At 65.5% G+C, this 14601-nt stretch carries 16 protein-coding genes; 8 read left to right on the forward strand and 8 right to left on the reverse strand.

Translation table 11 applies throughout. The features are described from left to right. Positions 1-2 precede the first annotated feature (2 nt). On the reverse strand, positions 3-521 hold the full coding sequence (locus tag OG326_RS02495; protein WP_327143007.1) for a hypothetical protein: 519 nt from the start codon (positions 519-521) through the stop codon (positions 3-5). A 10-nt stretch (positions 522-531) separates the two neighbouring features. Next, complete coding sequence (locus OG326_RS02500; protein ID WP_327143008.1) at positions 532-1173, reverse strand: DUF6474 family protein; 642 nt, start codon at positions 1171-1173, stop codon at positions 532-534. A 196-nt stretch (positions 1174-1369) separates the two neighbouring features. Between OG326_RS02500 and OG326_RS02505 the strand changes: the two genes are divergently transcribed. From OG326_RS02505 to OG326_RS02515, 3 genes are all read left to right on the forward strand, one after another. Further along, entirely contained in the window at positions 1370-3019 is a 1650-nt protein-coding gene (locus OG326_RS02505; RefSeq protein ID WP_327143009.1) for a TM0106 family RecB-like putative nuclease, read from the forward strand. Next, a complete protein-coding gene (htpG, locus tag OG326_RS02510) occupies positions 3016-4968 on the forward strand; it encodes a molecular chaperone HtpG (protein WP_327143010.1) in 1953 nt (650 codons plus the stop codon). Before OG326_RS02505 ends, htpG begins: the two co-directional genes overlap by 4 nt. A 315-nt stretch (positions 4969-5283) precedes the next feature. Further along, entirely contained in the window at positions 5284-5484 is a 201-nt protein-coding gene (locus tag OG326_RS02515) for a cold-shock protein (RefSeq protein ID WP_327143011.1), read from the forward strand. Between the two features lie 160 nt (positions 5485-5644). On the opposite strand, the gene OG326_RS02520 is transcribed toward OG326_RS02515, so the two are convergent. Beyond that, entirely contained in the window at positions 5645-6412 is a 768-nt protein-coding gene (locus OG326_RS02520) for an SDR family NAD(P)-dependent oxidoreductase (protein WP_297611074.1), read from the reverse strand. Positions 6413-6587: 175 nt separating this feature from the next. Here OG326_RS02520 and OG326_RS02525 point away from each other — a divergent pair, with 175 nt between their 5' ends. Together OG326_RS02525 and OG326_RS02530 are read left to right on the forward strand one after the other, a co-directional pair. Beyond that, positions 6588-7499, forward strand: a complete 912-nt coding sequence (locus OG326_RS02525) for an SDR family NAD(P)-dependent oxidoreductase (protein ID WP_327143012.1) — start codon at positions 6588-6590, stop codon at positions 7497-7499. Positions 7500-7527: 28 nt separating this feature from the next. Beyond that, positions 7528-8178 carry a TetR/AcrR family transcriptional regulator gene (locus OG326_RS02530; protein WP_327143013.1) on the forward strand — a complete coding sequence of 217 codons (651 nt, stop codon included), beginning with the start codon at positions 7528-7530 and terminating at the stop codon, positions 8176-8178. Position 8179: 1 nt separating this feature from the next. Here the strand turns inward: OG326_RS02530 and OG326_RS02535 are convergent, their stop codons facing one another. The 4 genes from OG326_RS02535 to OG326_RS02550 form a co-directional block, all read right to left on the reverse strand. Further along, positions 8180-8923, reverse strand: a complete 744-nt coding sequence (locus OG326_RS02535) for a TMEM165/GDT1 family protein (protein ID WP_327143014.1) — start codon at positions 8921-8923, stop codon at positions 8180-8182. A gap of 319 nt (positions 8924-9242) precedes the next feature. Further along, on the reverse strand, positions 9243-9779 hold the full coding sequence (locus OG326_RS02540; protein WP_327143015.1) for a peptidase: 537 nt from the start codon (positions 9777-9779) through the stop codon (positions 9243-9245). Positions 9780-9891: 112 nt separating this feature from the next. After that, on the reverse strand, positions 9892-11208 hold the full coding sequence (locus tag OG326_RS02545) for a tyrosine-type recombinase/integrase (protein WP_327143016.1): 1317 nt from the start codon (positions 11206-11208) through the stop codon (positions 9892-9894). 1 nt (position 11209) lies between these two features. Beyond that, the gene (locus OG326_RS02550) at positions 11210-11656 is read right to left on the reverse strand and encodes a helix-turn-helix domain-containing protein (RefSeq protein ID WP_327143017.1); all 447 of its coding nucleotides are present in this window, start codon (positions 11654-11656) and stop codon (positions 11210-11212) included. Positions 11657-11875: 219 nt separating this feature from the next. Here OG326_RS02550 and OG326_RS02555 point away from each other — a divergent pair, with 219 nt between their 5' ends. The 3 genes from OG326_RS02555 (at position 11876) to OG326_RS02565 (ending at position 13770) form a co-directional block, all read left to right on the forward strand. Continuing rightward, positions 11876-12031, forward strand: a complete 156-nt coding sequence (locus OG326_RS02555) for a helix-turn-helix domain-containing protein (RefSeq protein ID WP_327143018.1) — start codon at positions 11876-11878, stop codon at positions 12029-12031. Between the two features lie 78 nt (positions 12032-12109). Beyond that, entirely contained in the window at positions 12110-12340 is a 231-nt protein-coding gene (locus OG326_RS02560) for a DUF6011 domain-containing protein (protein ID WP_327143019.1), read from the forward strand. Then, on the forward strand, positions 12337-13770 hold the full coding sequence (locus OG326_RS02565) for a DUF3631 domain-containing protein (protein ID WP_327143020.1): 1434 nt from the start codon (positions 12337-12339) through the stop codon (positions 13768-13770). The genes OG326_RS02560 and OG326_RS02565 overlap by 4 nt, the downstream gene beginning before the upstream one ends. Positions 13771-13929: 159 nt before the next feature. Here the strand turns inward: OG326_RS02565 and OG326_RS02570 are convergent, their stop codons facing one another. After that, positions 13930-14454: a hypothetical protein gene (locus OG326_RS02570; RefSeq protein ID WP_327143021.1), complete on the reverse strand. Its 525-nt coding sequence runs from the start codon at positions 14452-14454 to the stop codon at positions 13930-13932. Between the last annotated feature and the right edge of the window lie 147 nt (positions 14455-14601).

Raw genomic sequence — 14601 nt, forward strand, 5'->3', positions numbered from 1 at the left:
TGTCACACCGCAACCGGCGGGGCGCGCGATCCGTTCGCGCCCAGGGCGAGCAGCCGCCTCGCCGTCGCCGCGACCGGAGCCCAGCGCCCGGCCGGAGACTGCACCGGCAGCCCGGCGGGCCGGGTCAGGACCGTCCGAACGGTCTGCGAGACAAGCAGATACAGCCGCTCGGCCACCAGAATCAGGACAGCGAAGACGAGCGCGGCTACGGCGTGCGCGGTAGCCATCGCGCCCGTGCCCAGGAAATCCATGGCCCCCGCGGCATGCCCGTGCTGTGTCAGGCCGCCCAGCGCCACATGGCAGAGGGGCTGACCCAGCACCAGCAGCGCGGGCAGGGTGACGGGGGAGCGCAGTGCCGCGGCCAGCGCGCCGATGGTTCCGGCCGCCAGCAGCAGCAGCGCCAGCCCCGTCGAACCCGGATAGCCGCCACCCGCCGTCCCGTGCGCCGCCACCGCCAGCACCGCCATGGTCACGCCCGCGAGACAACCACGGACAGTGCTGGATTCGGCGCGGCGGTGCATGGGATTCGGCTCAGTTCACGCCGAGACGCGCGAGCACATCGGCTTCGATGCCGGAGAGCTCGTTGGAGATCGACGCGTGCACGGCACGGCGCCGCTGCACCGGCATCTGCGCGGCCGTGCGAATCGCGGCCGAGAGGCTGTCGAGGCGATCGCGCGAGGCGGCCACGAACTTCTTGGTATCGACGTCCTGCGGATTCTTGCGCTCGAGCTCGGCGAGCGTGCTCTCCACATTCGCCTGCCGCGCCTGCAGTTTCGCACCGGGACCGGCGAATTCGCCGAGCTGATTCACCCCGATGCCGAGCTGCTGCGCCCGCCGGGTGTCGAGCTGCCCGCGCACGAAGGTGGCGCCGCGGTAGGCGATCGGCGCCAGCACCGGCAGCAGAATCCGCGCCACACCCAGATACTTGCGCACCTGCGCGGCACTGAACAGATCCCGATCGGCCTTGGCGGCGATCTTCAGCGCGGCCTTCTCCTCGGCCTGCAATTTGGAGATCTCCGCCTTCGCGACCTTCCGCTGCGTCCGCGCCTCGCCGCGATGCCGCTTCCGCTCGTTGCGCGCCCCGAGCTTGGCCTCCATACCGGCCTTGTGCTTCAGCGCCTTGGCCTCGGCCCGCCGCCCGACCTTCTTCTTGCGCTTGGTGAACAACCCCATAGATGGCCTCCGTCATGCTGGTTCGCCATGGCAGCACAGGGCCGGGGGAAGTGCCTGTCCGCCCATGAAACACAGTTTGCGCTCACCCTAACCGGTGCCATTCCAGAACGACGACCGCCGTGCCTGTTTCATAATGAATCCGCGCTGTGACGGGGCGACGGGTTCGACTGTCACAGGGTGAGTTCATACTTCAACCGTGTATTCGGGCATCGGTGACCATGGCGAGCGGGCCGCGTTTCTGGACGCGCGGGCCCTGATCGGCTGCCGGCACCGGCTGCTGCTGGACTCCAGCCATCCGCAGGTGCTGACCGGGGTGATCGAGGACGCCGGTGTGCAGCAGCGGCGGGAGGCGGCGGCCGCGCATCGGATTCAGGTGCGGGACACGCTGGTCGGAGCCAATCCGGAACTCTGGACCGTGATCGAACCGGGCCAGTCCGCGGGCCGTCGCGCGGAGGCGACCATGCGCGCCATGGAGGCCGGGGCGGCACGCATCTGGGGCGGATTGCTGCCGCAGGAGTCCGATACCGGCCGTCGCGGCGGGTGCGAAATCCTCTGGCGCGATGCCGATCGCGGCGGGTACATCCCCATCGTGGTGGTCAATCACAAGGTCACCGACCCGCGTCAGCCCGACCCGGCCGACTTCCATCCCATGACGAGCAGCCTCTACGACTGGCGCCCGAAGTCCGACCGCAATGTGCGCACCCGTCCCCAGCCGCGTGATCAGCAGCGCCTCGCGCACCTGTACCGCATGCTGCAGCGGCATGGCCTGGCCAGCCCGTCCCTGGCGGGCGGCGCCATCGGTTATGCGTTCGACCGCATTCTCATTCACGACCTGTCCACGATTCTCGACGATTACGACCGCCGCTACGCCGACCGCATCGCGGTGGTGCGCGGTGAACTGCCGACGGTCCCGTCCAAGGTGCCCGAATGCCGGCAGTGCCCGTGGTTCACCCGCGCTCCCGAGGAGGGCGGCCGCAGCTGTGAGAAGTGGCTGGTCGAACAGCGTGATGTGAGCCTGGTGGCCCCGGGCGCGCGGGCCGAGGTGCTGCGCCGCCACGGCGTCGACACCATCGACGATCTGGCCGCCTGGACCGGCGACGCCCCGGACGACTGGCATTTCGAGCTGTTCACCGAAACCGTTGTCACCGCCCGCGCCTGGGCCACCGGTGCCCCCCTGGTCCGCCGGGTGGAGCAGGTCCAGGTGCAGCGCGCCGACGTCGAGGTCGACGTGGACCTGGAGAGCTACCAGGAGCACGGCGCCTACCTGTGGGGCACGCTGCTGGACGGCGTCTACCGCCCCTTCGTCACCTGGGACCCGCTACCCACCGAGGACGAGGGCCGCTCCTTCGCCGAGTTCTGGACCTGGCTCATGCAGGTCCGCGCCGACGCCGCCGCGACGGGCAGAACCTTTGCCGCCTACTGCTATTCGCGCACCGCCGAGGACAAGTGGCTCTACGAGTCGGCGCGCCGCTTCGCCGGCATGCCCGGCATCCCCACCGAACGCGAGATCCAGAAGTTCGTCGACGGCCCGCAGTGGGTGGATATGTTCCAGGCCGTCTCCGAGCAGTTCATCTGCCCGAACGGCAAGGGCCTCAAGAAGATCGCCCCGGTCGCCGGCTTCTCCTGGCGCGACCCGGAGGCGGGCGGGGAAGCCTCCATGAGCTGGTACCGCCTGGGCGTCGGTTACGACGGCGGCGAACCGGTGCTCTCGCAGCGCACCCGCATCCTCGAGTACAACGAGGACGACGTACAGGCCACGAAGGTATTGCGGGACTGGATGACCGATCGGGCGGATGCCGAGGTTCCGGGCATCGCAGATTTCGCGGGACGTAATATCGCGTCGTGACCGATCACGTCGAACAACTCGAATTCCAGGCCGAAACTCATCAGCTGCTCGAGTTGATGATCCACTCGGTTTATTCGAACAAAGACACCTTCCTGCGAGAACTGATCTCGAACGCCTCCGATGCGCTGGACAAGCTGCGCATGGAGTCCTACCGCGACAAGGACCTCGTCGCCGACACCTCCGACCTGCACATCGAGCTGGCGGTCGACCGCGACGAGCGCGTGCTCACCATCCGTGACAACGGCATCGGCATGTCCCGCGCCGAAGTGGTGGATCTGATCGGCACGCTGGCCAAGTCCGGCACCGCCGCCATGCGTAAGCAGTTGCTGGAGAACAAGTCCGACACCGCCGCCGAGGAGCTCATCGGCCAGTTCGGCATCGGCTTCTACTCCACCTTCATGGTGGCCGACAAGGTCGCGCTGACCACCCGCAAGGCCGGCGAGACCACCGGCACCCGCTGGGAATCCGCTGCGGGCAGCTCCACGTACACGATCGAGGAACTCTCCGACGCCCCGCAGGGCACCACCGTCACGCTGCACCTGAAGCCGGTGGACGACGACGACCACATGTTCGACTACACGATGGAGTGGAAGCTCCGCGAAATCGTGAAGAAGTACTCCGACTTCATCGCCTGGCCCATCCGCATGGATGTGGAGCGGACAGTCACCGAGGGTGAGGGCGAGGACAAGACCGAGAAGACCCTCGTCGAAACCCAGACCCTGAACTCCCAGAAGGCCCTGTGGACCCGCCCCAAGAGCGAGGTCTCCGAGGACGAGTACAAGGAGTTCTACAAGCACGTCTCGCACGCCTGGGACGATCCGCTGGAAACCATTCCGATGAAGGCGGAGGGCACCTTCGAGTATCAGGCGCTGCTGTTCCTGCCCTCGACCGCGCCGTTCGACCTGTTCACCCGGGAGCACAAGCGCGGCGTGCAGCTGTATGTGCGGCGGGTGTTCATCATGGACAACTGCGAAGAGCTGATGCCGGAGTACCTGCGCTTCGTCAAGGGCGTGGTGGACGCACAGGACCTGTCGCTCAATGTCTCCCGCGAGATCCTGCAGCAGGACCGCCAGCTCAAGATGATCCGCAAGCGCCTGGTGAAGAAGGTGCTCACCACGATCAAGGATCTGCAGGGCGCCGAGGACAAGTCGAAGTACCAGACCTTCTGGCGCGAGTTCGGCCGAGTTCTCAAGGAGGGCATGCTCTCCGATCAGGACAATCGCGAATCCATCCTGGCCGTCTCGTCTTTCGCGTCCACGCATGCGGCCGATGAGCTCACCACGCTGGCCGAATACGTCGCGCGGATGCCGGAGACCCAGACCGGCATCTACTACATGACCGGCGAATCCCGCGAGCAGATCGAGAACTCACCGCATATCGAGGCATTCCGGGCCAAGGGCCTGGAGGTGCTGGTGCTGACCGATCCGGTCGACGAGATGTGGGTCGGTTCGGTGCCGGAGTTCGAGGGCAAACCCCTGCAGTCCATTGCCAAGGGTGAGATCGATCTGGAGTCGGAGGAGGAGAAGAAGGCCTCCGAGCAGCTGCGCGAACAGCAGGACAAGGATTTCGCCGATCTGCTCGGCTGGCTGCAGCAGACCCTGGACGACACCGTGAAGGAGGTCCGCCTGACCTCCCGCCTGACCTCCTCTCCGGCCTGCATCGTCGGAGATGTGTTCGATTTCACTCCGCTGCTGGAGCGCATGTACCGCGCCTCCGGTCAGCAACTGCCGGACTCCAAGCGCATCCTGGAGCTGAATCCGGCGCATCCGCTGGTCATCGGTTTGCGCGACGCGTTCGCCAAGGTCGAGGATGAGGCCGACAAGCCCGCCGAACTCGCCCAGACCGCCGAACTGCTGTACGGCACAGCGGTTCTCGCCGAGGGCGGCGTGCTCGCGGATCCGGCGCACTTCGCCCGCATCCTGGCCGATCGGCTGGCCCGAACGCTCTGACCCGCACGACATCTCGTCCCCGTCGCACCCCCGGTGGCTCGATCACCGGGGGTGCGGCTGTGCGGCGGCGGTTTTCGGTCATGCCCGGTCTCGCGCGGATGTGACGCCGGTAATTTTTTCGCCGGTTCCGGGAACTCCCCCCGGCCGGGTGTGCGTTGTACTGCTTGGTCGTAAGTTTTTCGTGTTCGTGTCTCACATGCTCGCGCTGAACATCGTGCGGGCGCTTCTCTTGCCAGGCAAGTTGCAAGTCGCCTTCTGATTCGACCCGGTCGCCGTGACCGCGGCGGCCGATGCAACATTCAGCAGGAGAAAGTTATGGTTCAGGGCACCGTCAAGTGGTTCAACGCGGAGAAGGGCTACGGCTTCATCGCCCGCGAGGACGGCCCCGATGTGTTCGTTCACTACTCCGAAATCGAAGGCAACGGCTACCGCCAGCTCGAAGAGGGCCAGGCCGTGAGCTTCGAAATCACCGAGGGCAAAAAGGGTCCGCAAGCAGCGGCCGTAAAGCCCCACTAAGAGCCCCCCGGATATGCGCTGATTAACCCGCGCACTCCGAACTCGTGAAACACCAAGGCCCGCACCGGAATACGGTGCGGGCCTTGTGTCGTTCGGGGGCTAGGGGCGGAGCCCCGAAATCCCTTCGGGGGTTTGGGGGCGAAGCCCCCGAAACCCAGCGTTAGCGCGGCGCCATGCGCAGGGCGCCGTCCATGCGGATGGTCTCGCCGTTGAGGTAGTCGTGCTCGGTGATGTACTGCGCGAGCTGCGCGTACTCGTCCGGGCGCCCCAGGCGGGACGGGAACGGCACACCGGACTCGAGCCCCTTGCGGTACTCCTCGGTGACACCGGCGAGCATCGGGGTGTCGATGATGCCGGGGGCGATGGTGTTGACGCGAATGCCGAACTGCGCCAGGTCACGTGCGGCCGGAATGGTCATGCCGGCGACACCGCCCTTGGAGGCGGAGTAGGCGATCTGCCCGATCTGGCCCTCGAACGCCGCGACCGACGCGGTATTGATGACCACGCCGCGCTGGCCGTACTCGTCGACCGGTTCGGTCTTGGAGATGGCGTCGGCGGCCAGGCGCATGACATTGAAGGATCCGAGCAGGTTCACGGTGATGACCGTGCGGAACAGCTCGAGGTCGTGCGGGCCGTTCTTGGACAGGATGCGACCCGCCCAGCCGACACCGGCGCAGTTGACGACGATGCGCAGCGGCACACCGGATTCGACGACCGTGGCGACCGCGGCGGCCACCTCGTCACCGCTGGTGACATCGGTCGGAATCAGGGTGACACCGGCGGGGACGCTGTCGCCCGCACGCTCGATCGACTGTGCCAGGTCGAACCCGAACACGGTGGCACCGGCATCGGCGAAGCGCTTGGCGGTGGCGGCGCCCAGGCCGGACGCACCTCCGGTGACGATGGCGGCGGAGCCGGAAATCTCCACGGTGATTGGTCCTCTCGACTGTGGAGCGCCCTCTCACTGGCCCTCCGTCAACAAGCACCATAACGGGCGAGATGGACACCACAGCGACGGGCCGGTGCAACCCGCGGTACAGCGGGGGAGATCCAGACTTCGCGGTTTGCGAACACAGGTGTTCGTTGAGTGCTAATCTCGATTCATGAACGCCAGCACGGCCCGACGCCCGCGCCGTGGTCTCCTAGGTCCGGCCCAGTCGGTGGCCGGCAAACGCATCCTGATCACCGGTGCCGCCCGCGGCATCGGCGCGGCCCTCGCCCGGCAGCTGCATGCCCGGGGCGCCCGGGTGGCACTACTGGGCATCGAAGAGGCCCTCCTGGCCGAGGTCGCCGCGGACTGCGGCGACGCACCCTGGCGCTACTGCGATATCGGTGATCAGGACCAGGTGGAGCGAGTGGTCAATTCGCTCACCGCGGAACTGGGCGGTCTCGACGCCGTGGTCGCCAATGCCGGTATCGCCCGCCAGCTTTCACTGCTGGGCGGCGAGCCGGACGTGCTCGAGGAAACCCTCACCGTCAATGTGCTCGGCGTCTACTACACGCTGCGCGCCGCCGGCCCGCACATCGCGCACCCCGGCGGTTACGTGCTGCTGGTGTCCTCCCTGGCCGCCGCCATCCACCTACCCCTCGCGGGTGCGTACAGCGCTTCCAAGGCCGCCGTGGAGGCGCTCGGCGACACCCTGCGCATAGAACTGCGGCACACCGGCGCGAAGGTCGGCATGGCCTATTTCGCCGAACTCGACACCGATATGACCAGCCGCGGCTTCGGCACCGACGCCGCGCGAGACATCCTCGGCCGCAATACCGTTTCCGGCACCGCACCCCTGGGACCGGCCATCGACGCCATGGAACGCGCCCTGGCCCGGCGCTCCCGCAAGGTGTTCTCGCCGTACTGGGTCGGCCTGATCCTGAGCTTCCGCGGCATCGGACAGCGTGTTGTCGACTACGCTCTGCGCCACGGGGTCGAGACCGGCCTGGAAGTTGCCCGGACCGAGCGGGTGGCATTCACCACCGAGCAACCGGCGCGCCCCCGCAGAATGGGAAAGCTCGCCTGAACCGCTACGGCCCAACGGAGTTCACCGCATGACCGATTCGGCAGTAACCGCTCGCCAGTTGCCCCGCGGCCGGCACGGTCTACCCCGCGAGATCGTGGTCGCCGCGCAGCGCGACCGCATTCTGCTGGCCATGGCCGAGGCCATGACCGAGAACGGTTATGTCGGAACACCGGTCGCGGCGGTCATCAAACGCGCCGGTGTTTCGCGTGAAACCTTCTACGAGCAATTCCGTTCCAAGGAAGATTGTTTCGAGGCCGCCTTCGAGCGCGCCGTGGAACTCATGCTGACCGGCATCTTCGCCGCGACGGGCGCCGAATTCGACGGCGAAACCCAGACCGAGCGCATCGAGCGCGTCCTCGGCTCCTACCTCGACGCCCTCGCCGCGGAACCCGCGTTCGCGCGTGTATTCCTCGTCGAGGTCTATGCGGTCGGCCCGGAAGCCATCGCCCGCCGCACCCAGCTGCAGGAAACCTTCGTCGCGATGGTCGCCGATATCTTGGACGCCGATACGGAAGAGCAGCGGTTCGCCTGTCAGACCCTGGTGGCCGCGCTGAGCGCCATGGTCACCAATCGCATTGCCGTCGGTGATGTGGAGGGCCTGCGCGCCCTGCGTGATCCACTGCTGAACCTGGTGCGCCGCAGCGGCGGCCTGTTCGGCGCCGTGCCCCTCACCGACTGAACTACGCGGTTCGCTCCCCGATAGTGCGGTCCGGGCGATCCTCGCTGTCCGGTCCCGCCGGAATCGGCGTGCCGCCCCGTCGGCGCAGCAGCAGGAGCACCACTCCGGCGATCGCGGGCAGGACCAGTGCCACTGTCGCCGCGCCCAGCGTTCCCAGTCCGGGGGCCAGTGCGTCGAGCAGTGTCGCCGCGCCGAAGTACAGGAACAGCAGGCCGGAGCACAGCGCGATGAGCCGTTCCGGCACATGCTTGCCGACCGTCACGCCGATCAGAATCGCGAGCCCGCCGGCGGCGACCATGCCGAGTACCGAGCCGATCCACACCCCGACCCAGCCGTTCTTGGTGGCCAGGGCCATGGTGGCGAACATGGTGCGGTCGCCGAGTTCGGCGAGCAGGAAGGCGGACAGCACCACCAGGAAGGCCGACCGGGAGGTGGTCTGCGGCGCGGCGGTTTCGGCTTCGGCCTCGTCGTCCGCGCCGGACAGGATTTCGCGCAGTGTCCACAGGCCGACACCGATCAGGGTGGCCGCGGCGAACAGTGCGATGACGGTGGTGGGCAGCGCCGCACCGAGGAAGTGGCCGACACCGACGGCGATCAGGTTCACCAGCACGCTGGCCACGCTGATCGCGCTCAGCACCACCCACCAGCGGTAGCGCAGCGCGAACGTCAGGGCCATGAGTTGCGATTTGTCGCCCAGCTCGGCGAGGAACAGCGCGCCGAAGCTCAGCAAAATCGTGGTGATCACAGTGTCAGCTCCCAGGTCTCCGGCCTGTCGGCATGAATGCGGGGGCGCTTCAGCCGACACCCGAACCAAAAATCGGTTTGGTTTGTCTTGGCCGAAGGTCTCGCCCACCGGAAACTTCCACCGGTTCACGCAGCCGGACCCGAGAAGGATCAGTATGTCGACTACGCAATTGGGGGCTACTCCCCTTCGCTGCCGTCGATACTACCCCGGCAAATCCGGCATCGGCAAACCGACATCACCGAAATCGCAATGCGCACAATAAGTTTGGGGACACTGCCGCAAGGTTTCGGGTACCCTTACGCACCCGGGAGGTGTGCCCTCACGCGGCCAGCAGCATGGCCAGAACCGCGGTGTCGGGATCGCTGATCGGATCTACGCCCACCCTGCTCACCATGGATGTCACGGACCCGTCGGTATCCGTTTCCACCCAGGCCGCCCGATGTTCCAGACCCAGATGCGGAAGTCCCGGCAGCAGCAGGGTGCCGGAGGCCGCGCCCGAGCACTCGGGCAGCGACGGCCGCGTTTCGCGCGGCGGATGCAGCAGGATCAAGGCCGGTGGCACATGTGCGGCAAACCTGCCGGGCAGCAGCGCGGACGCGCCCAATACGGTGCCCTCGGCAATGACCAATCCGACCATCCCCGGCTCGGGATCCTCCGGCAGCTCCTCCCGGGCCCCGAACACCGTTGTGGTTGCCAGCAGCCCCGGCAGACTCGCCACCCGCACGGCCAGCACCAATAACTGTGCCCATTCCTTCGTGGAATCCGGCCACCGACCGGAAATCACGAACCCGCGAAGCGCGCCGCCCGATTCCTGTGTTGATGAAACGAAGGGCAATACACCGATCTGCTCGCTCATCGCGTGCCTCCCGATATGACGATCCCGGGGCGGCTCTGCCCGTCCTAGTACTCGAGTTTGTACCTATTCAGGACTGGCACACAAGTACCAATGAGTGCTAGATACCAGCTAATCAGGCCCCTACCAGGCGCAATGCCTGGTTAGGCTTGCGGGACTTGTCACGCTTTGCCCCAAACTCGGCCAAAATGTCCGAAATGATCGCCTGCCACGCCTCCGCTGCCTCAGCCCACCGAACGAGCTGTAGGCGGGTGTAGTGCTCTTCGGTCACGTCTCCCCGAGTGCTGTGGCCCGCCCATGCCTTGATCACGTACTCATCCACACCACGCTTCTTCATCTGCGTGATGATCGTGGCCCGGCAGGCATGAGGCTTCAGGTGTCGCACTCCCGCTCGATCCAGCAGCGCGTACCAGGGCGGATAGACAGAGGTGCTGCTGATCGTTGATCCGGCAGGCCCGGCCTTGTTGCCCTTGGACTTCACCACGACCCGCTTCGGAAGTTGAGGGAACAGGCCGTTCTTGTGCTGCTCGTTCTGCCACTCGCGGACCTCGCCGAGCATGGTTGTCACAAGAGGCGGTAGTCGTAGTAGTCGGTCGCCTGCTGCTGACTTCACCTTGGCGAGTTCGTGCAGGCCCGTGATCGGGTTGTGGACCCACTGCTGATTCACCAACAGCCCCGGCTCGTTACCCGCCTCGTCCCGCTCCAGGAGAATGTTCACCCACTCCGCACCGAGGGCCTCTCCGCGCCGCAGGTTCAGCATCCACATCCAGAACATGGGCCGCATTCCCGGGGTGTTCGTATTTTTGATGTCGTCGGCCGCGATCAGAATCTGCGCGATCTCCTCCGGGCTGTAGGCCCCAGAGTCCACGCTCGAACGCATCTGCGCCAACGTCAGGCGGGGCCGCTCCTTCTTCAGGGACTTCACCATGGCCGCCGCGTTGTACGCCTGCCCGAGGTTCCGGAGCCGCTCGAGTGCGTTGTCGAGGTGGCGAACCATCTGGTTCACGCCGTCCACCACCCAATGCTCCAACTGGGCATCTCGGAGTTCGATCACGTCGGATTCCCGCAGCGCCGACACTGGCCAGTGCCCGAACTTGTCCTTCGCGGGTTGCAGCCAATTCGTGTAGGACTGCCACGTTCGCGGGTTCTGGGACTTGTAAGGCAACAGGTAGTCGTCGATCGCGTCCCCGATCGTGTAGCCGGAGGGCAATCCGACCTGCTGTTGAACCTCGCGGGTGCGCCGGATACCCCGAGCGAAATCGTTTGCCTGGTCCAGATCCTTGAAATGCCGGTGCCGCTGGTCTCGCTTGCCTCCAGGCTTCGGCGCACCTTCAGGGCGTGCGCACCATCCGGTTCGGCTCGTGCCCTTCGTCGTGCAGTCCGCCGCCGGGCGCACGTCTATATCGATCTCTTGTTTGCGCGGCCTTGCCAACCTACTCGTTCTCCTTGATCTCGTTGAGCCACAACACGAATTGCCGCAGTGCTTGACCCTGCGCTTGGGGCGAGAGTTCCTCGAACATCGGGCCTACGGTGTCGATGAACATCCGCATCGAGTCACTTAACTCGAGGTCGGGTGATGGAGCCGGAGTCGCGTGCTCATGTGCCTTCGTGATGCCGTCTACGAGCGCGAGGAGTGTCGAGGTCTGTGGCACGCCACCGGCTTCCATGTGCTTGATGGTCCGCACCGGCACGTTGGACAACTCGCTGAGGCGGGCCTGAGTCAGCCCCAGGGCTTTGCGGTCAGCCATCACCCAGCCCGCGACCGCCATGCGATCGGCCATGTCGAGTCGGTTTCCGCGCCGCGCCTGGTGCAGCAACCACCGGACCTCGTTGTCATGTTCGCCGCTGTCGTCGAACGCACGAGCCCGAACGTCGTCCATGCCGGTCTACCTCCGTTCACTCTCTCGGATACTGCGTGAACCGTAGCAGAGTTGCCCATCGTGGGTGTCATAGTTGGCCTAAAACAGGGGTGTCATAGGTGCGTTCTCTGTCGGACACACTGTTAGGATCGTGATGAAAGTGAAACACAGGGCCAGAGTGTGCATGTTCTTGCACCACCTGTGGTCAGTGAAGGAGAACCCGCGTTGATCGTGACCCCGATGAGCCCCACCGAAGCCGCTCGCACTGTTGGGTGCCACCAGAACTCGATCTATGCCGCCCTACTGTCCGGGGAGTTGAAGGGCTACCAGCGGACCGCGAAGGGGCGCTGGCGGATCTTTCCTGACGATCTCGCCAAGTGGCTCAAGGGTGAGTGAGCGCAAGGAAAAGCCCGGCCTGTGCGGCAACACGGACCGGGCTAAAGAAAAACACCCGTCTACCAGGAAGGATGTCTAGTGAGCAACGATACTACAGCCGCGAAGGGCTGTGGCAGTGAGTTCCCGTACCAGCAGTTCGACGTGATCACCCGTGACGCAGTGGGGCTGATGGAAGCCAATGGGCTGAAGGTCTCGCGGCAGTGCATGGGTGGCTGCGGGCAGTGGCTGACCAGTCTGGAGTCGGTGGCCCGTGGGATGGGTTCGGCGTGCTGGAATCGTGCCCAGCAGGCCCCGGAGGGGCGTGCGTGACCGAGGATCGGCAGTCTCGCGAGGAGGTGCGGGCTGTGCTTCGGGGTGTACTGACCGAGGTGCGCACGCATTTCGACAGGTTCATCTATACCGCTGATCCCGATGGGGACGACTCGGTGATCCTGACTTTGTGGGCGGCGCATTCATGGGCGATCGAAGCGCTGTACACGTCGCCCCGGCTGTTGTTCGACTCGCCGTTGCCGGGTTCGGGGAAGACCACGGCTCTCGAGCATGTGGGGCGGTTGTCGAAGGCTCGGTTGTCGATGGCGGCTGTGTCCAGTCCCGCACTCATTCCCAGGGTTTTAGACACTGCACCGAGGACTCTGCTCATTGACGAGTGCGACCGGTCGCTGTCGGGGAAGAAGAACGGCATCGAAGACATCCTCGCCATCCTGAACACCGGCTACAAGAAGGGCGCGTCGCGGCCCGTGCTGGTCAAGAACCCGGATGGTGGTTTCGACGCGAGGGAGATGAGCACCTACGCGGCCGTGGCGATGGCGGGGAACTCCCCGGACCTGCCGGACGACACCCGTTCCAGGACCATCGAGATTCTGCTTTTGCCCGCCAGCAACGGCGAAGTCGCCGAAACCGATTGGGAAGAACTGGATGAGTCGGTGGCAGTGCTCGCACAGCGGTTGCAAGGGGCTGTCGAGGCTGTCATGGACGAGTTCAAGGGGTTGGCCGTGGACCTGCCCGCAGGACTGACCGGCCGCCGCAAAGAGGTATGGCGGCCTCTGATGCGGGTGGCGGTCACCGCTGGCGGTCATTGGCCCGAGAGTCTGGCGCGGGTGATCGGCAAAGATATGGACCGACTGGCCGCCGCCGTCGAGGATGGGCTTGTTTACGAGAAGCCGCATGTCGTGCTGATCAAGGACATGCACGCGGTGTTCGGTGCAGAGCTGTTCATGCCGACCGTGACTGTCATCGATGCCCTGATCGCGCGCAACCCGTTCATGTGGGGCGCGAACCAGGCTCGCAACCTCACGGCGTTGACCGCCAAGCGGCTTGCGTTGATGCTGACGAAGAATTATCGGGTGCGGTCGGCGCAGCCGGCGCGGGGTGCGCAGCGCGGGTATCGCCGGGCGGATCTGGAACGGGCGTGGGCCTCGGTCGGCCTCAGGCCCTCATCTGAACAATCCGATGCACGTGATGCATCTGATGATTCGATGCGGGCGCGGTGCATCACGTCATCGGATGCATCGGATACATCGCATGTTTCAGGTGTGCGGCTGGGCGTGAGCGAAGGATTAGCCGAGCGGGCCTCTCGATGGCTGGCCACCCCCGGCCACGACGGCAGCACACGCAGCGTCGTCGGTGCGGAGGAACTCGCCGCCGCACTCGGTGTCGCCGTGGACGAGATCGCCACCGAACTCGGACCACCGGACTCGTCCAACTTCTATTGGGCCGCTGACCTGAAGTTCGCAGCCTGATTCGGTGGTGATGGATTGCGACAACCCCCGGCACGGTTGCAAGCGAGCCGGGGGTTGTTCGTGAAGTGCGTTGTGGTGCAACGCTCTACGTTGTCCTGAGTTCGGCTATGGCCCCACCCCCTCTCTGGGCTTCCCGAGCTATCGGAGTGGTCTTGGTGGTTAGGCCTCACCCGCCCTCGCTGGCGGTAGGTCCCGCATTGGTGGCATTGCGCGCCGTGCGTACGTCTCCTCTGGATCGACAGTGATCACGTCGAGTTGCTGGACCAGCGTCCCCGGCACTTCGCCATCCTCGAAGTGCTCGGAGCTGGGGACGAATACGGCTTCAGCATCCAGGCGGGTTGCTTGGGCCTTGAGCCGGGCCAACGGTGGCCGACCGAAGCGGGGGTCATAAATCACCATGTCGGCGAAGTCGTATCCGAGACGTGTTGCAAGCCTGCGTATTTGGGTTTGATCCCAGAGCAGAGCCAGCCCGGACACATCGGTCCGGGCGTACCCCACGCATGTTGGCTTGTACTTCATGACTGCCCCTTTTTCATCCGGTCCGATGAGTGCACCGTGTCCGGGAAACTCCAGGTAGAAGCCCGAGTAGTCGTCGGATTCGTCTCCGGCACTGTGTAGTTCGAACAGGCCACCGGGAAATTCGTACAACCTGGTTCGCGGCGCGGCCTCTGGCTCATCGGTCACGGCTGCCTCCTCGGGTCGCTGGTGAGGCAGTCCGGGGGCGGGACGACTGCACCGACCCCGAACGCCTGACTTCGACGCTAAACGGCCACATTGCGGCAACTCCAGGAGCTTGCAGCAGCTTGCGCAGGTTCTTTCGAACCACTGCAA

Origin of the sequence: Nocardia sp. NBC_01327, from assembly GCF_035958815.1 — a bacterium.
Taxonomy (GTDB): Bacteria; Actinomycetota; Actinomycetes; order Mycobacteriales; family Mycobacteriaceae; genus Nocardia.

Coding starts and splice junctions, on each gene's coding strand:
- OG326_RS02530 (WP_327143013.1), top strand. CDS start 7,528: ATGACCGATTCGGCAGTAACCGCTCGCCAGTTGCCCCGCGGCCGGCAC.
- OG326_RS02550 (WP_327143017.1), bottom strand. CDS start 11,656: ATGGACGACGTTCGGGCTCGTGCGTTCGACGACAGCGGCGAACATGAC.
- OG326_RS02555 (WP_327143018.1), top strand. CDS start 11,876: ATGAGCCCCACCGAAGCCGCTCGCACTGTTGGGTGCCACCAGAACTCG.
- OG326_RS02495 (WP_327143007.1), bottom strand. CDS start 521: ATGCACCGCCGCGCCGAATCCAGCACTGTCCGTGGTTGTCTCGCGGGC.
- OG326_RS02540 (WP_327143015.1), bottom strand. CDS start 9,779: ATGAGCGAGCAGATCGGTGTATTGCCCTTCGTTTCATCAACACAGGAA.
- OG326_RS02515 (WP_327143011.1), top strand. CDS start 5,284: ATGGTTCAGGGCACCGTCAAGTGGTTCAACGCGGAGAAGGGCTACGGC.
- OG326_RS02500 (WP_327143008.1), bottom strand. CDS start 1,173: ATGGGGTTGTTCACCAAGCGCAAGAAGAAGGTCGGGCGGCGGGCCGAG.
- OG326_RS02525 (WP_327143012.1), top strand. CDS start 6,588: ATGAACGCCAGCACGGCCCGACGCCCGCGCCGTGGTCTCCTAGGTCCG.